Below are 18,467 nucleotides of genomic sequence, written 5' to 3'. Positions count from 1 at the left end.
TCGCATCTCCTGTTTTTGTTCAGTGTTATGAGGAACAACCGTCCGGACCTCGATCGTGACTTGCGACCGCTTCGATGCTTCGGCCGCAGCAGTTCAAGGTCGCCTGTTTACTTCCGGGTTCGCACCATGCGCCCGGCGCTCTGTCGCCAGCCCTCGCGGGAATAGCGCCTGATACCGAATCCAATGGGTGGAATCCTGTTTCCCGGATGGATTGGCTCGGGTCCCCAGATAGCCTGATACGTATCGATACACCGGCCGGCGCGCTGCCATCGAATAGCCAGTGATGTCAGCACCAACCACCAGCTTGCAAGCACGACGGCCATCCATCGCGGGGCGTCGGCAAGCACCAACCCGAGAATGATCGCCGCGACCGCCACAAGAAGCGCCGAGAGTCCCAGCACCTTATGGACATACTCGAACACCTTTCGACGACGCGTCATGTCGTAGTGATCGCCACCCAGTCCGATATCTCGCGAGGTCTCTCCCTGTCGCGGGAAGTCGCCTCCCTTGCTGCCGCGGAGTACACCCGTCAGGATCTGAAGCCATGCCGAAGCGACCAGTCCCCAACCTATGCACCGATGCATCTGCGCGATTCCCGTCGTATCCTGTGCGTGACCGACAGCCAGACAACAACCGACCGTCATCACGAGAACGCCGGTGCCCTGCAGTACCCGGTGCCAGTGCCACCACGTCTTGTTATCCAGTTCGTCCGGCCAGTCTTGTCCCGCCACCACCTTGAAATAGCGTGCGGCTAGCACGCCGACGGGAAACGCAACGGCCCAGGCAAACACCATCGCTCTTCCGTGCCAGGCTGCCCACGTGGGCAAGTGGTGGTCGGCCGCACCGGAAAGCGGCGTGCAAAACCAGCCGAGAAACTCCGCGCCCATTGATTCAGTCCGTTTTGATTCAGATTACTTTGGACACATCCGGCTCGCGCTGCGTGTGGATGTATGCCTCGAAGCGCCTGGTTTTCATATCGAACAACCCAACGCGGTCGTCGTCTTGCGACACGAAAGCGATACCTCTCTCCTGATCGAATGACAGAGCGATCGCGCGCGCCGGCGTTGGGATATGATCGATCTCTTTGAGCGTGACGGGATCGACGAGCGATAGACTGCACTCGCCGTAATTCGTGACAACGAGCATGTCGTCGCTCCAGCGATAAATGCGCGTGGGATCTTCGCGCGAAGCCGCTGAACAGCGCGTTCGCATCGTCTCGGTGTCAATCGCGCTGAGCGTGCCGCTCCAGCGATTGCTAACGTACAGCGTGCGCTCGTCGCTGCTAAGACAACAACCCTCCGGTTTGTCACCCGGATGGCATGCCACGGGAAACGCAAGAGGTTCCCGTGGCCGGACTTTCGTGACCGTATGCGAGAGTAGATTCATGCAATAGGCCGTCTGTCCGTCCCTCGTCAGCGCGAACAGATGACTTTTGATTCCGCCGCACGGCACCGCGCGACGCGGCATTTCATCGATTTCCGGGCTGTCGAGCACGAGCAGCGTCGACCGTTCCTCACTGAGTGCATACAGACGGTCTTGATCGTCCATCTGCAGTCCGTGGATCCGGTTGAAGGGCGAAAGGTCGATCGTGCGAATCAACGTCCCTGCCGCGATATCGATCTGCAGAAGCGAATGCCCGCCCGCCCCCGCATGCCCGGACGTCTCGACACCGTAATGTCCCACCCACGCGTACCGGTTCGCGCGATCGGTGACGAACTCGTGAGGAAACGGCGGCAACGGGACGCTGTGAAGCCGCTTGCCCGATTCAATGTCGTACCAGCTGATGCAATGACTGCATTTTTCCACCAGGAGGAGTGTGTTCCGATCGCTCACGTCGCGCCTCGCGTGCACAGTTTGATGCGGTAAAGAGAGCTCGACGCGCAGATATAAAGTTCGTCGCCGTCGCGCCCGCCGAAGGTCAGATTCGCCACTTTTTCCGGTACGCCGATTCGCGCGAGCCGGGTTCCGTCGGGGTGATACACCTGCACACTGTCGGCGCTACTCGTCAACACCCAGCCCTGGCTGTCGACGCGAAAGCCATCGGCCAGACCTGGCTCGACCACGGCAAAAATGCGCGGATTGACCAGCTTGCGGCCGCCGACAACATCGAATGCAACGATATGGTGATGGCCGCTGCCGTCGCTTCGCATTGCAGACGAGGTGTCGGATACATACAGGATGGATTCGTCAGGCGAGAACGCGAGCCCGTTCGGCTCCTCGACGAAATCGGTCGCGACAGTCAATTCGCCAGCCGCGGGGTCGTATCTGAAGACGTAGTTTTCCCCGAGCTCCGATTCGGCTGCGTGTCCCTCCCTATCGGAAACGATCCCATACGGCGGATCGCTAAACCAGATGGTGCCGTCGCTTTTCACGACGATATCGTTGGGAGAATTGAGCCGCTTGCCGTCGTACCGCTCGACCACGACTTCGTCGACGACGTCTTCCGGGTTCAAACCGAAGCGCGTTCGAATTATTGCGCGCTGCCCATGTGAGCAATGCAGGATGGAACCATCGCGCTCGCGCGTGTGCCCGTTTGTGAACTCGACGTTTTCACGCCAGACGGTCATGCCGTCGCGTTCGGACCACCGCAACATCCGGTTGTTCGGAATGTCGCTCCAGAGGAGGGATGCATCCTCATATATCCACACCGGACCCTCGCCCCAGATAGCCCCCGTGCACAGTCTCTCGAGATTTTCGCCTTTCGGGAAAAATCCGACCGCGCGCGCGTCATAGATGACGATGTCCGCGTCCACGATATCGACGTTGTCAGTCATGCCTCTATTTGCCCCAGATGCGGCGATATGCATCGCGATAGTGGTTGGCCGGATCGTAGACGTTGTTCGAACCGACGTCGGAGGCGATATTCTCCGGTGTCACCAGATGAACCGGCGTGCTGTAGCCGCTCGGCGCGGCACCAGAAAAAGCCCGGTTCAGTTCGTCGACAAGTTGCCAGCCGTGCAGGAGCAGTGGCTCCGGAATGGTGCCAGCCTGGTAGCGGTTTCCACGAATACGCTGGTACGCTGATTCGCTTCCGTCTCCCGCGGAAAGATTTACGGGTGGCCCGGACGGCTTCTCGCCGGTACTGGCAAGCGCCGGCCCCATGAAATCGAAGTACAGGTCGTTTATGCCGAGCGAGTAGCTCCACCGTGTGCCGAACCGTTGCAACAGCGAAGTGGACAGTTGGGGAACGCGCGCCGACGTTTCGGCGAGCGGCGTGTCTTCGACCGCCAGCAGTGCGCACCCTTTGCATTGGCGGATCACGTCCGCCATCGCCGTGGATTTCGCCACCGCCACCTTGTATAGCGAATCCGTGAAGACAACGACTCCTGCCGTACCATTCGACTTCACAACTGCATAGTCTGCTGCGACCCTCGCCACCTGCAAGGGGTCCGTACTGACGTTCGTGAAGAGGCCGGTGGAGGGATCGGGGCCTGCTTTCGGGCCAGCATGCCATCCAACGACGAAAACCTTGAGTCCCGCGGCTTTGCGGATGACGGCCGCCTGTTCGGTCGGATCGAATCCGCCCAGGATGATGCCGGACGGGTTTAGCGCCAATGCCTGATTCATCGCGGCCGTTCGGCCCGACACGGAACCCTGTCCGTCCAGTATGCGCAGTTTCCAGCCGATGGCCCGCGCGGCTTCGGTAACGCCATCACTTACGCCCAGCACGCCGCCGTTGCGCAGATCCGACGCGACGTAGATGACCGTCTTGCTCGGCTCCGCCTTGGGCCCGGCTGTGGGGCCGTCCCACGCTGGCGAAGGTTTGACCGCTGCGGCTACGACGGCCTGCGCCTTCGACATGAATTCATCGGCCGCGTGGACGTTGCTCGCAAATGAAAGTATTGCTGTCGCCGCAGCACCGGAAAGAATCGACCCGTGATGTGTTCGGGGAAAGCGCCTCATGATATGTCTCCGTCGTTATATATCCGTTCGATTTTTAATAAGCGGACTGGACAGGTCTGCCGTCGTTGCCGCGACTTATAAATTGCGTTTTGGCGTTCGTGACCGTCTGCGGCTGCCGTACCCTGCAATGCCGATCGCAATCAGAAGCGTCACCCCGTTGAAAAGCGGCTCCACAAAAAATGCTCCCCCGAGTTGCTGGATACCCGAAATGCCGACGGCCAGCACACCCACGCCGACAAGCGTGCCCCAGACGTTCACGCGGCCGGGGCGTATCGTCGTCGATCCGAGAAAGGCCCCGACGAGAGCCGGCAATAGAAACTCGAGGCCGACGCTTGCCTGGCCAATGCCGAGCTTCGACGCGAGGACCACTCCTGCGAACGCAGTCAGCAGCCCTGACGACATGAATGCACCTATCACGTAGCGGCGAACTGGAATGCCATTGAGTTGAGCGGCACGAGGATTGGCCCCGATCGCATAGAGAAAGCGCCCCGCCGGCAAGTACTCGGTGACGATCCAGAGCGCGATAGCAATCCCAACGACGTACCACGTCGACACAGGCAGGCCCAGCAGTTGCGCACTGTTGATCTGATAGAAAGAATCGGGAAGCGTGCCGATTACCTGGCGTCCTCCGGTGTGCCACAGCGCGATTGCATAGACGATCGTGCCGCTGCCGAGGGTCGCGATGAAGGAATCGATTTTTGCCATCTCGACCAGCAGACCATTGAGAAAACCAAAAGCGAGCCCAAGCAGCAATACGATCGTGACAGCAGCCGGCCAAGAAAATCCGAAGCGCGTTTGCAAGGTGATGACGAGAACGTGCCAAAGTACGATCCCGTACCCGACAGTCAGGTCGATCTTGTTCGTCAGCATCGGGATCATCGCGGCGAGGGCAAGCAACGCAATGATGGCCTTGTCCGAAAGAATCGAGTTCAGGTTCATGCGTGTCGGGAACGTATCGGGCAATGCGATCGAGAACAACGCGATCAGCGCAATCATGAGAATCGGCATGCCGTACACCGGAACGAGATGCGACAGGCCATGAGACACGGCACGCGGCGACGGCTTGTCTTGTGTTTCTGGAACAGAGATCATTTTGCGTATTCCTTCACGACTACGAGAAGAGTCAGGCCGCGATGCATTCGCTCGCGGAAGCCCGTTGCAGCAAGGTCTGGATACTCATGGATTCACGCTCGACGCAGTCGATGACATGGCCACGATTGAAAATCAGCGCTCTGTGTGCGATATTCGCGACTTCCTCAAAGTCGGTCGATATGAGCAGCACCGCGAGTCCCCGCTCGAGCGCCCGGTTCACGAGCGCGTAAATCTCCGCGCGGGCACCGACATCAACGCCTGCCGTTGGCTCCTCGAGAATCAGCAGGCGTTTTGCAATCTGAAGCCAGCGGGCCATGACGACCTTCTGCTGGTTGCCGCCGCTTAGATTCTCGATAGCCTGTGTGGGATCGTTGGGGCGTACGCTGAATCGCGTTGTCAGGGCAAGTGCTTCACCGCCCTCCGCTCGCCCGCTTTTGATCCGGAAAAACCCACGGCCGGTCGCGCAAGGATTGAGGAACAGGTTCTCCCGCACGGACATGGGCATAGCCAGCGACTCGCCTGTCCGATCACCCGCCACGAAGCCGATACCCTGTGCCATTGCATGCCTTGCCGAGCGCACGCGAAGCGGCACCCCGCAGAGCTGGATCTCGCCGCCTTCCATAGGTACCTGCCCGAAAAGCGCGCGCCCAACTGCGTCCTGGCCGGCGCCGCGCAATCCAGCGAGCGCGAGTAACTCGCCGGCGCCCAGCTTGAAGGACACCGGACCCACCCCTCCAAACATGGCGTCACGGAGTTCGAGCGCCGTGTGTCTGGTAGTGCAGATCGCAGGCGCCTGAATCGGTGCGGGCTTACGCCCCACGATCATGCTCACGAGACCTTCGGGGTCCGTTTCTCCGATCCGTTTCTCCCCCACCAGCCGCCCGTCGCGCATGACGGCGGCTCTATCAGCGACCCTGAATATCTCGTCAAGCCGATGCGAAACATAGATCATGCCGACGCCGCGCTTGCGCAGCGAGTCCAGCACGACGAAAAGGCGCTCGACATCGCCTTGCGGGAGACTGGCGGTCGGCTCGTCGAGCACGATCAGTTGTGCATCCGTCGCCAATGCGCGCGCAATGGCGAGCAGCGACCTTTCGGTGCGCGGCAGTTCGCAAACAGGCACGTCCGGATCGATGCCGCTGTCGATAAGCTCGAGTGCCTCAACCGCGCGGCGACGTACCGCGCGCCAGTCGATGAGTCCACCGCGCCTCGGAAAGCCGCAACCGAGCGCCACGTTTTCCGCGGCGCTCATCCAGTCGATGAGGCCCAGGTCCTGATGAATGAAAGCAATAGACTCGTGCGACGCCCCTGCGCCAAGCGGAGTGCCGCAGAACTCGATCGACCCCGAATCGAGCCGATAGACACCTGCAAGCAGTTTGATCAACGTCGATTTGCCTGCGCCATTCTCGCCAAGCAGCGCAAGCACACAGCCTGGCTCGATGTCCAGAGTCACGTCGTCGACGGCAAGGGTGCCACCGAAACGCTTGCTCACGTTTTTGAAAGACAGTAAGGGCGACACGCTTGTCTCCTCAGTTGATAAACCCGCAACCAGCTCAGAACGTGTGGCGAAGCCCCGCGCGGATCCCGAGTTGTCCGGCACTGCCTGAAGCATCGAATCCAGTAATCTGCGCCTGGGTCGCATCCCCGGTGGCCCGCTGATACACCGCCATCATGTAGGTATCCGTACGTTTCGACAGAAAGTAGTCAGCGATGAGATTAAACTGGTGATATCGAGGCTGCTTCGCGCTTGCGTGGTCTTTGCCGCCGAGGAAATCGTAGGAACCCGACACGATGAACGCAGGCGAGAACTGGTAGCTCGCACCGGCTTCGACGTTATTGAAAACGACGTCCTGCCCTGCGTCGCCCGAAACGAAGACGGTGTGTGACAAATTCGTCAAAACCTTGAGGTTGGCGAACGCGTATGATCCGGCGATCGCCGCGACGCGCTGGCTCGATGCCTGCGCCAGATAATTGCCGTAGATCACGTTCGTGAACGTGGCGGTGTTCACATAGCCGTCAACAGAAAGCGCCGGGTTGCTGACATCGAGATAAGCTACCGCAAGCTGTAGAGGACCGTTCGCATACCCTGCGCCGACACTCCAGACGCTGTTTGTCGAGAACCGCCCCGGTACGCCACCGAAGCTGTACAGGCCACCGAAGGTGAAACCGCCGTAATTGGTGCTCGCGTATTTCAGACTGTTGTTCACGCGAAAGCCACTGCCGGTGTTGTCGATGTCCTCGGGATGCGAGAAGTACCACCCTCCCCAACGCCCGTTGGAAGAGAGTGGCTGTATGTAATCGACGATCAGATCGTACTGGCGCCCCATGGTCAGCGTCCCATAGCGGGTCGAAAGCCCCATGAACGCCTGGCGACCGAACTCACGTCCACCGGGTCCGGCCTGGCCGCTAAAGCCATCGAAGCCGTTTTCAAGGGTAAAGACCGCCCGCATGCCGCCCCCGAGGTCTTCCGTGCCTGTGAAGCCCCAACGGCTGCCGGCGACCTCGCCGCTAACCGCCTGCCAGCTGTGAGCGCCGTCTTGATTGGTCGAGTAGGTCACGCCGTTATCGATAATGCCGTAAAGCGTGACGCTGCTTTGCGCCATTGCGGCCGGCATACAAAGCGAAAACGGGATGACAACCAGGGCAGCACACTTCATGACGTCTCCTTGCTTTTTGTTGATTTATCGAATTTTTCGCAAGTGTGGACGCGTGACAGTTACCGCGCTAATCAAAATATTTCAATGACCGATAACCAGCGTTTATATGAGGCGCGCGAGCGGGAAGACTTTCAAAGATGAAAGCGGGCGGAGGAACATAGGTATGCGTACTATCAGTTCGGAACCGGACAACTGCACAAAGCCAGGGGAGCCGCTCCGAACCGGGCACCGCGCGCAGATCAGGCATCGCTATGGAAGAGCTCCAGAAAATGCCTCGCGGGCGCACTCAATGGTCTGTCCCGACGCACGATGCTCCCATACGAGGGAAGCTTATGGGCAAATGCGTAGCCGATTGTGGCCACGAGCCCATGTTCAGCGTTGCGGTGCGCCACCGTTGCGGGAATGACGCCAAGCATCTGCGAGCGCGCAACGAGACTCATCGTCGTAAGGATGGAGCCGGTTTCGATCAGTCCGCGGGGCAACGGAAGGTGATGTTCCTGAAATTCACGCGCGACAACTTCACGGGCAGGACTGCCCGCCGGCTGGAGTATCCAGGGGTAGGAAGCCAGCGTCGCGAACTCTACGCATGACTGCTCCGCAAGGGGATGGTCGCATCCGGCGACGATCGCAAGCGCTTCGTCATCAACCGAGCGGAAAAGCGATTCACTGCCTTCACCAGCATCGCGACCGATCACTACCTCGAGCACGCCTTCGTTCAACTGAGGCATCAGGCGGTCGCTGGTATCGACTGCAATCTCGACGGCCATCAGCGGAAAGCGCTGCTTCAACTGCACCAGCGCCTCGGTCAGTCTGCCGGGCGTCGCCGCCATGATGCTGCCGATCGCAAGCCGCCCCGCGCTGCCTAGTTGCAGTTCCGCTAGTTCGCGGTTGAGGGCTTCCATGCTGCCGCGTATTCCACGGAAATAGCCGAGTACGCGCTCCCCCGCCGGATTGAGCCGCAATCCCCGCCCCGCACGCTCGAAAAGTGGCTGCCCCAAGGCGCTTTCAAGTTCATGGAGCATCTTCGTGGCCGCAGGTTGGGTGAGCCCGAGTTGACCTGCCGCCCCGCGCAGCGTGGAGTACTCCTCGACCGCGAGCAACAGCGCGATCTGGCGCATTCGCAGCCGGTTCAGCAGTTGCGGCGTCGTATCGCGTCTGTCGATCGAACCCATTTTGATTACCTGCAGTTATCAATTCATCAGCAGTTTTCAATTTACGGGGTAGTGACGTCTACCTAGTATGAACCCTGAATGAAATCGGGCCGCCCTGCGGCCTCCATAAGGAGACGCATTATGCGAATTGAACATCTGTCCGCGCAATCGCGGTCCATTACAGCGGGAGACAACGCATGACAGCTCTTTCCGGCCTCCCCGTCATTGCATTGACCCTTGGCGATCCAGCGGGCATCGGCCCGGAGTTGATTGCGAAGCTGCTAGCAAGGCTTGATGCAACCACGCGGGCGAACATCGTGCTGATCGGCGACCGCTGGCTGTGGGAGGACGGCCAGCGCATCGCAGACGTGCAAGTGGACGTCGAGCCGCTGAGCTCGCTGGCCGCTGCCCGCCTCCGTACGTCGGCAAGCTTGCCGGCTTTCCTCGCCGTCGAGACGGTGAGTCCGGCCGAAGTGCAAAGCGGCGAAGCCCGCGCATCAGGCGGCCATTCAGTGCTGCACGTACTGAACCTGTGCATGGACGCTGCGCTTGCCGGCCATGTCGACGCGATCTGCTTCGCGCCGCTTAACAAGCACGCAATGAAACAGGGCGGGCTCGAGCATGAAGACGAACTCCATCACTTTGCAAAGTATCTCGGGGTGACGGGATATTTCTGCGAATTCAACACGCTCGGTGACCTTTGGACCGCACGCATCTCGTCGCATATCCCTCTGAAGGATGCGGTGAGCTATGTGAATGTCGAGCGCATCACGCAGGCAGCGGAACTGATGTACCGATCTCTTGTTGCCAATGGAGTGGGCGCGCCGAAAGTGGCGATTGCGGCATTCAATCCGCACGGCGGCGAAGGCGGCGTTTGCGGCCGTGAGGAAGTCGACGTGATCGTCCCAGCAGTCCGGGCGCTTCAGGCGCGTGGCTGGCCTACCGATGCGCCCTTTCACGGTCCCTTCCCGGCCGACACGATTTTCCTGAAGGCGCAAGCCGGCGAGTATCACGCCATCGTCACGATGTATCACGACCAGGGGCAAATTGCCATCAAGCTGCTGGGCTTTTCTCGCGGCGTCACGGTGCAGGGCGGCCTGCCCGTGCCAATCACGACTCCCGCCCATGGAACCGCGTACGACATCGCCGGGCGCGGCTGTGCGGACGTTGGCGCCATCTGGCAAGCGTTTCAGATCGCCTGCCGCATGGGCACCGCCCGCCGGCGCGATCTTATCGCGGCCTGACGGCCCACGCGATTCCCAATTCGCTGAACACGACTAACTAACCGGAGACATCCGAATGAAAATCAAGTCTGTGCGTGCCCGTGTCTATGAGTGGAAAGGCAAGACGGTGCCGCCGCAGGGGAACTTCTGCTCAAACGCGATGGACATGCTCTACGCGCCGCAGGAAACCATGAGCACGTTCCGGTTCCATGCCTGGACGGTTGTAGAGATCGAAACCGACACCGGCATTGTCGGGCTAGGCAACGTGGCGCTCGCGCCGCACGTCGCAAAAGCGATCGTCGATCAGTATCTCACTCCGCTTATCGTGGGCCATGACCCTTGGGACTACGAGTACCTGAGCCAGCGCATGTACCGCGCGACCCATGCCTGGGGACGCAAGGGCGTCGGGATGGCGGCGATTTCCGCCATCGATATCGCGATCTGGGACATTCTCGGCAAGAGCGTCGGCAAGCCGGTGTTCAAGCTTCTTGGCGGACGAACGAAGGAGCGCATTCCGTGCTACTACTCGAAGTTGTACCGCACTGACCTGAAGGCCATGCAGGCCGAAGCGCAGCGCTACCTCGACCAGGGTTTCCGTGCGTTCAAGATGCGCTTCGGTTATGGACCCGTTCATGGTCAACAGGGCGTGGTGGAGAATCTCAAGTCCGTCGCGGCGATCCGCGAGGTCATCGGCTATGAGAACGACCTGATGCTCGAGTGCTACATGGGCTGGAATCTCGAATACGCGAAACGGATGCTGCCCAGGCTGGAACAGTATCAGCCGCGCTGGCTGGAAGAGCCGGTGATCGCCGACGATATCGACGGCTATGCCGAACTCAACCGGCTGACGAGCATACCGATCTCCGGCGGCGAGCACGAGTTCAGCCTCTATGGCTTCAAGCAGTTGCTCGATCGCAAGGCCGTGTCGGTCGTCCAGTACGACACCAACCGCGTGGGCGGCATCACGATGGCGCACAAGATCAACGCGCTGTGTGAGGCATACAGCGTCCCCGTGATTCCACACGCCGGGCAAATGCACAACTATCACCTGACGATGAGCACGCTGGCCTCGCCGATGAGCGAGTACTTCCCCATGTTCGACGTCGAGGTTGGTAACGAGCTGTTCTACTACATCTTCGACGGGGAGCCCGTCGCCGAGAACGGCTTCCTGCAATTGCGCGACGACGTGCCCGGGTTGGGCCTTACGCTGAAGACGGAGTTCCTGGACCAGTTCGCCATTTTGGAGTGATCGCGAGTGCACGCTCTTCCGGCGTTATCCCGATGAGTACGTCGACGGGCGTCGTGACTGCACTTGCCAACAACATTAAACATGGCGCACCTATCCGCGACAGGCCGCTCGCACAGCACACCGAGGCGCATCCGTAAGTGCGCGATGGAGTGCTCGACTCGGCGCATCGGCCTGATCCGCCCGCGCTGCACTGGGGGACGCTGAGCGCCCGTCAGAAGACCGCGCCAACTATCAAAACCCGGAGACATCATGACCACCCTGACCCCGGCCAACCCGGGCTATGAAGCCGGCGAAGCCATTCCTCGCCGCCGCTGGCTGCGCGTGATTCCGCCGCTCGTACTCGCTTGCATCATCTCGTATATGGACCGCGTGAACATCGCGTTCGCGATGCCCGGCGGGATGAACGCTGAGCTCGGAATGGACGCCACGATGGCCGGCCTCGCGGGCGGCATTTTCTTTTTCGGCTACCTGTTTCTGCAGATTCCGGGAGGACGGCGCGCGGCGCTGGGCAGCGGCAAGCAATTCATCGGGTGGTCGCTCGTTAGCTGGGCGGTGCTCTCCGTGCTCACCGGTCTCGTCACTCACACTTGGCAACTACTCGGGCTGCGTTTCATGCTCGGCGTCGCGGAGGGCGGAATGCTGCCCGTTGTGCTCACGATGGTCAGCAACTGGTTCCCCGATCGCGAGCGCGGGCGTGCGAACGCGATGGTGATCATGTTCGTCCCGCTGGCAGGCATGATTACCGCGCCGCTGTCCGGTTTCATCCTGGCCGAGTACGACTGGCGTCATCTTTTCTTTAGCACGGGATTACTGTCAGTGCTTTTCCTCGGCGTGTGGCTGATGTTCGCCGACGACGGCCCGGAGACTGCTCGCTGGGTATCGCCACGCGAGAAGGCCCACATCCTTCAGGCACTGCGCGCTGAGCAGGAGCGCAAGCAGGCGACGGGCGCGCCGGCCGCGACTTCGTTCGGCGCATTGCTGCGCGATCGGACAATCTGGCTGCTGATCGCAATCAACTTCTGCTACCAGGCCGGCATTTATGGCTACACGATGTGGCTGCCTACGCTGCTCAAAGATCTCATGCATACGGGGATGGGCAAGATCGGCATGCTCGCGACGATCCCATATGTCGCGATGATCGCCGGCATGTTCGCCACCTCGTACCTGTCCGATCTGACCGGCAAGCGTCGCATGTTCGTGCTGCTGCCGCTGGTGGGCTTCGCCGCGTGCCTCGCGTTGTCGGTGCTGACGCGCTCCACGATGCTCATCTCATTCGCATTTCTGACCGGTTGCGGCTTCTTCCTGCAGGCTGCCGCCGGCGTGTTCTGGGCGATTCCGCCGAAGCTCTGCAGCGTCGAAACCGCCGGCAGCGCGCGTGGCCTCATCAACGCGCTAGGCAATCTCGGTGGCTTCTGCGGACCGTACGGAGTGGGCGCGCTGACCCAGCACGTCAGTTCTGCCGTCGGCGTGTACTGCCTGGCCTTCGTGCTGGCGATCGCGGGCCTTCTTTCGCTGACCCTGCCGCGGCGTTGCGAAGATTAACGCGCGCCGCAAGTTTGACGACCAGCAGTACAACCGCGCCGTAGCCCGACCCATGTGTGCTGCCAACATTGAACAAGATGGAGATTCGCGATGAACGATATCCTGTTGCTGGTGCAGAAATGCGCCCACACGTTCAGCTTCTATGATCTCGCTACAAAGACAGCGCTCAGGCACATTGTCCTGCCCAACTTCCCGCATGAATTTACCGTGGACGTCGAGCAGTGGTACGCTTACGTCGGCATCTTCGGGATTGAGACCGCATGGTCGCGCGGCCACGACGGAGATCACCGGATTGCGGAAATCGATCTGCATGAGCGCAGGCTCACGCGAATGCTCGACCTGTGGCCGTACTATCGGCCGCACGGAATGGCGGCCGACAGCGAGGGGCGTCTGTATGCGATGAGCGAGGCCGACGACCTGCTGCTCGTGTTCGATCGTCCGCGCGAGCAGGATGTGCCGAACATGGCGCTGCCCTCCGGCGGAACCAAGACTCATCTTGTCACCCTGACTCGCGATGCGAGCGTGGCGTACGGAATTCACCTGCTATCGAATACAGTCACCCGGTTTCACCCGCGTGACGCGACCGTGACTCCCGTGGCGGTCATGCCTGGGCCACGCCCCGAGGGAAATGCGCTTGCAAGCGACGAGAAGACGCTTTACATCGCGAACCGCGGCGACGACACGCTCGTCGCGATCGACGCCGCCACGATGACCTGCGGCCGACGCGTGAAGACGCGCAGCGATCCAAATCGGATCTACTGCACGCAAAGCGCCGACGGGCGCGATCTGCTGCTGCTCACGAATTCCGGCGAACGTTCGATTTCGGTATTCGACGCGGGGCATCTTGAAGAAATAGAGCGTATCGGATTGCCTGCGAATCCCACGGCGCTTTCGTTTCATTCTGCGCGCCGTTCAGCGTTCGTTTCGTTCCAGGACGACTTTGTACGGGAGCTCGATCTCGACCGCTGGCAATTCGTCGACGAACTGCGCACGCTGCGCGAACCGGACGCATCCTATGTGCTCAGCAGTCTCTGATGCATCGACGCGAGCGAGCTTGCGGATGCCCGAGGCGATCGTCGACGCGCATCACCATCTGTGGCGACTCTCCTCGTCGGGCGTGCAGTATCCCTGGCTCCAGGACGCCTACGATCCAAACCGCTTTATGCTGGGACCGTACGAAGCGCTGCGCAAGGACTTCGATGTCGTGGCGTTTCGCCGCGCGGCAGAATCCGCGCCCGTTGTCGCCAGCGTTCATGTGGAGGCCGAGTGTGCGCGATCGCAGGCCCTCGCGGAAACGGAATGGCTGCACTCGGTGGCGAGCGAAGGACTGCCTTCAGCGGTCGTCGCATGGGTGGATTTGCTGGCAAGTGACGCATCGGACCGGCTCGCGGAGCAGGCCGCCTGGCCTCTCGTGCGTGGAATCCGTTTCAAGCCGGCGACAACACGCAGCCCTGATCATCCACGCGTCATCGGTCGCGGCACGTTGAGCGATCCTGGCTGGTCAGTTGCTTTGGAGCGGCTTGCGGTGCATGGACTCTCGTGGGACCTGCGCGTCCCGTACTGGCATCTGGAGGACGCAGCCGCGGTGGTCGCTGATTCCCCGAAAGTGACCGTCATCCTCGAGCATGCCGGCCTCCCGTGGGATCGCACCGACGAGGGACTGGCGCCATGGCGTCGTGGCATGGCGGCACTGGCTGCACGTCCCAACGTGTTCGTCAAACTGTCGGAGTTCGGGCTGCGCAACGCGGCGTGGGACGCGGTTGAGAATGGGCGGATCATCCGGGAAGCGCTTGCAATCTTTGGGTGGGAGCGCTGCATGTTCGCGAGCAACTTTCCAGTGGCCAGTCTGCGGGTGACATATCCGATATTGATTCAAACGTTCGCCGACGCCCTGTCACATCTTGATGACGCGTCGGCTCGCGCAGTCTGGCACGACAATGCAATGCGTGTGTATCGCATCGGTCCCAGCTAGCGGCTGAGCGGGTCAGGCGCTGCTGGCAGCTGGCCAAGGCCTCACAGAATCGGACCGGCGGGAGGATAACGAATCAGGCGCCAGGAAACGAGGGAACCTATCCGCCCCTTCGGCGCCGTCATGCAATCCGTTCCGTCCACCAGACAGTTTGCCGTTCGTCGCTGTTGGAGATCGTTAATCTTGCTAGCGGTGTCCATTCGAGCGCTAATGCTGTCCATTAATTCTGCTAGCGCAGGCGGCCGGTGGCCCGAAACAAGCATTTTTCGCGGTAGCTGTTGGAGTTCAGAATTGGCACTAGCCAGCGTTCTTAGCACCGCTAGCATGTCCATTAATTATGCTAGCGTGCCTTGGATATGCTGATAAATCATTTCGAGCATCGCGCTAAACCTTGGTAAGCGTCATTTGAAGGCCGTATCGACATCGACGTTGAGAGTGTCCAAAGTGATGTCCATCACTTCGAGTAGTGGGGACCACTCTGATGACAGAGATCGACAGTGCTGGAAGCCGCAAGGGGCGGCCGAATTACGCGCCTGAATTCCGGCGTGAAGTTGCGAGGGCAGCGTGTGAGCCGGGCATCTCGGTGGCGAAGCTCGCGCAGTCGCACGGTCTGAATCCGAACATGGTGTTCAAGCGGCGCAGGCAGTATCGTGCCGGTCTGCTGGACAAGAGGACGGCGAGCGAGACGGCAGTTGTTGGAGTTCAGATTTGCTGCTAGCCGTGTTCATAGCGGCGCTAGCATGATCACTAATAATGCTAGCGTACGTTGCACACGCCCGAGAATTCAGTCCGAGCATAGCGCTTGGCCTTGCAGCTATAGCGCCTCATTTGTTCGTCGCCCCGCATAGAGAAACGGGAGTTCGGCCTTATGCAGCCCGCGCCCACGTGCGGAGGCGGCGATAAAAGAAAATCCTATGCCGTCGGCGCAGCTTCTTGCGTGGGTTCGCCGCTCGCCGTGCTTTTACGCCCGCCTGTCGTGCTGGGTTCCCCGACGCACCACAACCAGCGCAATACCTCCGAGGATTGCTGCCGAGGCCAACACGATTCGGATGGTCACGCTCTCTCCAAGAAATGCGACTGCGCCGAGCGTCGCGATGACCGGCACGCTCAACTGCACCGTGGCCGCGTTGCCGGCTTTCAGACCGGGCAACGCCGCGTACCAGATAGCGTAGCCAATGCCGGAGGCCACTGCGCCGGAACCCGTTGCGTACCAGAAACCGGCGCAATCAATCGAAGCGTGGGCGGTCATGGCGGCGCTGAGCGCAGCGGCAAGTGGGACTGCGCGCAGGAAGTTGCCGGCCGTCACCGCGGTGGGATGTCCTGCACCCTTGCCGCGCAACGAATAGATGCCCCAAGCGACGCCGGCGCCGAGCATAAGGACAGAGCCTCCGGGAGGTGGCGCGGAGAGACCGGGAAGCAGCAGCCCGGCAAGGCCTGCCAACGCGCATGTCAATCCGATCCATTGCCGCCTATGGAAGCGTTCGCCCTTTCGGATGCCGTAGCCGATCATGGTCGTCTGCACGGCGCCGAACAGAAGCAGGGCCCCAGTGGACGCCGGCAGGCTCACGTATGCAAACGAGAAAGCGGCCGCATAGGCGAACAGCGCTAGCGCCGACAGCCAGTTTCCGGCGCCGCCCAGCCTGCTGCCCCGGAGCCGCACTATCATCGAGAGCGCGAGGGCGCCCGACGCGATACGGACCGACGTAAAACTCGCTGCATCGATGCCGGTGCCCTTGAGGGCCAGCCGGCATAGCAACGAATTCGCTGCAAACGCGACCATTGCGAGCAGCGTCAGCACAGTGACACGCACGGGCGACACAGAAATCCCCAAAAAATCCCGAATCTTCCGCCAGTATCCGGCCATTGCGCTGCCAGTACGAGCGATGATGGTGCCGGAGCGATCCACAGCGGCGGTTGGAGCGACTGATTGTGTTTAGAAAGGCGGCACTGAATGCGAGCTGATCGACCAGCGGTCATTGATGGGCGTCAGTGACCGGTCGTCTCTGGCCCGACCGCGGCCTTTTGCAATCGGCTCATGTCGGGCCCAGCTTGTGTGGAAACTAGATTTTCACTGCTCTGCGAGCGATTGGCCGATCAGGTCGATCTCGTTCGACACCCGCATGCGTTTCCCGACAGAAACGGGTACACGCGCCAGACAGCTTGCACCGACCGACCGTCGCGTGCGCAACAAAGCCCCTCAGGGCTCTAGCTTTCGACCATCCTCATCGCCTTCAATGTTCCCTGAACGCCGAGTATGTTCATGACGCGCTTGACGTTGTAAGCAAGCACCTGAAGGCTCATCTCCGTACTCACCCGCCTGAGCGTCCTGGTCAGGAAGTGTGCGGGGCCCATCCAGTGCTTGAGCGTGCCGAAGACATGTTCAACGGTACTTCTGCGGATGGTCATGGCGTCGGGTTTCCGGTCGAGCCGACGCTGCATCACTTCCAGCGCATTCTCGTGTTCCCATCGCCGAATTCGGCGATAGTCAGACGGTGAGCATCGTTCCTTGAGATGGCAACGCGGGCACGCGCTGGGCCAGTAGACTCGCAGATTCATGTCATGCTCGACAGTCGTGAATCGATGGATCGCCCGCTCACCAGCAGGGCATCGATAAGTGTCGCTTTTCGCCATGTAGATAAAGTCGGCCTTCGTAAACAGACCTTTTTTCCGCGACCCCGACGTAAGCGGCTTGGGAACATACGCGCTGATGCCATTCAGATCGCATGCCCTTATCTCCGGCCCGCTGAAGTAACCGCGGTCCGCAACAACCTTCAGCTTCGATCGGCCCATCGCGTGCTTCGCAGATATCGCCATTCTGCTGAGTTGTCCATGATCGTTGCCGACATTGGTTACTTCGTGTTCAACGATCAGATGATGTTTCGTATCGACTGCTGCCTGGACGTTGTAGCCCACTATGCCGGAGCCTCTTCCACTCGTTGCCATCGAACGCGCGTCCGGATCCGTCATCGACAACTGCCTGTCCGGCTGCTTTGCCAGCTGCCTGCTGATCTGGTTAAGCTCACGCATCTGCTGGCGCAGCAAGGCGATCTTCTCGTAGAGCCTGACGGTCTTTACGTCGAACCCGGTTGGACTGGTGCGGTCGGCGCTTTCGATCAGATCGAGATATCGCTGCACGCTTTCCTCGATCTGCTTTTGGTCATGAAAGGCAACCAGTGAAGCCCGACTCCGAATACAAGCATCAGAAGGATGCCCCACAAAAAATCCGGGATCGAAATGGCGATTCCGTTTGCAAGTTCGGCAGCCGCTTCGCTCGGTCGACCCCGGCGCCGAAAAGCGTAAATGGCGCCGGCTGCACCGGCCGCCGTACCGAATGCCAGTGAAAGCGCCACCAACTGAAGCGTTACCGGCAGCGCCGTCGCAAGCATCCACAATACCGGCGTCATGCTCTGGATCGAGTTACCGAATTGGCCCTGCAATGCATGCTGCAACCACACGACGAACTGTACCGGCAAGGCCTTGTCGAGCCCGAGCGATTGTTGGAGCGCTTGAATATCCGCATCGCTCGCACCCGGCGGCGTCATCATTCCTATCGGGTCCGCGGGAAGCGCACGCAGCACGACAAACACGATCACAGTCACGCACAGCAGGATCAGCATGGTGCGGCCAGGCGCTGGCATAGCACCGACACGCCCCGCGCTGTGCGCATCAGACCGCGCGCGG

General features: G+C 60.6%; 16 protein-coding genes and 1 pseudogene. 6 read left to right on the top strand and 11 right to left on the bottom strand.

Features of this window, described 5'->3' with window-relative positions:
- Positions 1-107: 107 nt before the first annotated feature.
- The 8 genes from CUJ91_RS33935 to CUJ91_RS33900 all read right to left on the bottom strand — a co-directional run bounded on the left by CUJ91_RS33935 (position 108) and on the right by CUJ91_RS33900 (position 8,824).
- Entirely contained in the window at positions 108-887 is a 780-nt protein-coding gene (locus CUJ91_RS33935; protein ID WP_244231133.1) for a cytochrome b561 domain-containing protein, read from the bottom strand.
- A gap of 19 nt (positions 888-906) precedes the next feature.
- On the bottom strand, positions 907-1,833 hold the full coding sequence (locus CUJ91_RS33930; RefSeq protein WP_114158527.1) for a YncE family protein: 927 nt from the start codon (positions 1,831-1,833) through the stop codon (positions 907-909).
- Positions 1,830-2,774 carry an SMP-30/gluconolactonase/LRE family protein gene (locus tag CUJ91_RS33925; RefSeq protein ID WP_114158489.1) on the bottom strand — a complete coding sequence of 315 codons (945 nt, stop codon included), beginning with the start codon at positions 2,772-2,774 and terminating at the stop codon, positions 1,830-1,832. The genes CUJ91_RS33930 and CUJ91_RS33925 overlap by 4 nt, the downstream gene beginning before the upstream one ends.
- Positions 2,775-2,778: 4 nt before the next feature.
- Positions 2,779-3,903 carry an ABC transporter substrate-binding protein gene (locus CUJ91_RS33920; RefSeq protein WP_114158488.1) on the bottom strand — a complete coding sequence of 375 codons (1,125 nt, stop codon included), beginning with the start codon at positions 3,901-3,903 and terminating at the stop codon, positions 2,779-2,781.
- Between the two features lie 75 nt (positions 3,904-3,978).
- The gene (locus tag CUJ91_RS33915; protein ID WP_114158487.1) at positions 3,979-4,995 is read right to left on the bottom strand and encodes an ABC transporter permease; all 1,017 of its coding nucleotides are present in this window, start codon (positions 4,993-4,995) and stop codon (positions 3,979-3,981) included.
- A 31-nt stretch (positions 4,996-5,026) separates the two neighbouring features.
- Positions 5,027-6,514, bottom strand: a complete 1,488-nt coding sequence (locus CUJ91_RS33910) for a sugar ABC transporter ATP-binding protein (RefSeq protein WP_244231131.1) — start codon at positions 6,512-6,514, stop codon at positions 5,027-5,029.
- 34 nt (positions 6,515-6,548) lie between these two features.
- Positions 6,549-7,652, bottom strand: a complete 1,104-nt coding sequence (locus CUJ91_RS33905) for a porin (protein ID WP_114158485.1) — start codon at positions 7,650-7,652, stop codon at positions 6,549-6,551.
- A gap of 239 nt (positions 7,653-7,891) precedes the next feature.
- Complete coding sequence (locus tag CUJ91_RS33900; protein WP_114158484.1) at positions 7,892-8,824, bottom strand: LysR family transcriptional regulator; 933 nt, start codon at positions 8,822-8,824, stop codon at positions 7,892-7,894.
- Positions 8,825-9,000: 176 nt separating this feature from the next.
- Here CUJ91_RS33900 and CUJ91_RS33895 point away from each other — a divergent pair, with 176 nt between their 5' ends.
- From CUJ91_RS33895 to CUJ91_RS33870, 6 genes are all read left to right on the top strand, one after another.
- Positions 9,001-10,047 carry a 4-hydroxythreonine-4-phosphate dehydrogenase PdxA gene (locus tag CUJ91_RS33895; protein ID WP_114158483.1) on the top strand — a complete coding sequence of 349 codons (1,047 nt, stop codon included), beginning with the start codon at positions 9,001-9,003 and terminating at the stop codon, positions 10,045-10,047.
- A 55-nt stretch (positions 10,048-10,102) separates the two neighbouring features.
- Positions 10,103-11,275 carry an L-rhamnonate dehydratase gene (locus CUJ91_RS33890; RefSeq protein WP_114158482.1) on the top strand — a complete coding sequence of 391 codons (1,173 nt, stop codon included), beginning with the start codon at positions 10,103-10,105 and terminating at the stop codon, positions 11,273-11,275.
- A gap of 249 nt (positions 11,276-11,524) precedes the next feature.
- Positions 11,525-12,817 (top strand): MFS transporter, encoded by a 1,293-nt coding sequence (locus tag CUJ91_RS33885; RefSeq protein ID WP_114158481.1) that lies wholly within the window; start codon positions 11,525-11,527, stop codon positions 12,815-12,817.
- Positions 12,818-12,907: 90 nt separating this feature from the next.
- Entirely contained in the window at positions 12,908-13,852 is a 945-nt protein-coding gene (locus CUJ91_RS33880; RefSeq protein WP_114158480.1) for a YncE family protein, read from the top strand.
- Complete coding sequence (locus CUJ91_RS33875; protein ID WP_114158479.1) at positions 13,833-14,789, top strand: amidohydrolase family protein; 957 nt, start codon at positions 13,833-13,835, stop codon at positions 14,787-14,789. Before CUJ91_RS33880 ends, CUJ91_RS33875 begins: the two co-directional genes overlap by 20 nt.
- 478 nt (positions 14,790-15,267) lie before the next feature.
- Positions 15,268-15,504 (top strand): transposase, encoded by a 237-nt coding sequence (locus CUJ91_RS33870; RefSeq protein WP_114158478.1) that lies wholly within the window; start codon positions 15,268-15,270, stop codon positions 15,502-15,504.
- Positions 15,505-15,747: 243 nt separating this feature from the next.
- On the opposite strand, the gene CUJ91_RS33865 is transcribed toward CUJ91_RS33870, so the two are convergent.
- The 3 genes and pseudogenes from CUJ91_RS33865 to CUJ91_RS34080 form a co-directional block, all read right to left on the bottom strand.
- Positions 15,748-16,650, bottom strand: coding sequence for a DMT family transporter (locus CUJ91_RS33865; RefSeq protein ID WP_114158477.1), 903 nt, complete (start codon positions 16,648-16,650; stop codon positions 15,748-15,750).
- A gap of 341 nt (positions 16,651-16,991) precedes the next feature.
- A pseudogene (locus tag CUJ91_RS33860) lies at positions 16,992-17,942 on the bottom strand (transposase); the annotation flags it as partial.
- Positions 17,900-18,403, bottom strand: a complete 504-nt coding sequence (locus CUJ91_RS34080; RefSeq protein ID WP_153067667.1) for an ABC transporter permease family protein — start codon at positions 18,401-18,403, stop codon at positions 17,900-17,902. The gene CUJ91_RS34080 and the pseudogene CUJ91_RS33860, both read right to left, overlap by 43 nt.
- Positions 18,404-18,467 lie beyond the last annotated feature (64 nt).

Origin of the sequence: Paraburkholderia graminis, assembly GCF_003330785.1 — a bacterium.
Lineage (GTDB): Bacteria > Pseudomonadota > Gammaproteobacteria > Burkholderiales > Burkholderiaceae > Paraburkholderia > Paraburkholderia graminis.
This window is presented reverse-complemented; position numbering and strand designations above follow the sequence as displayed.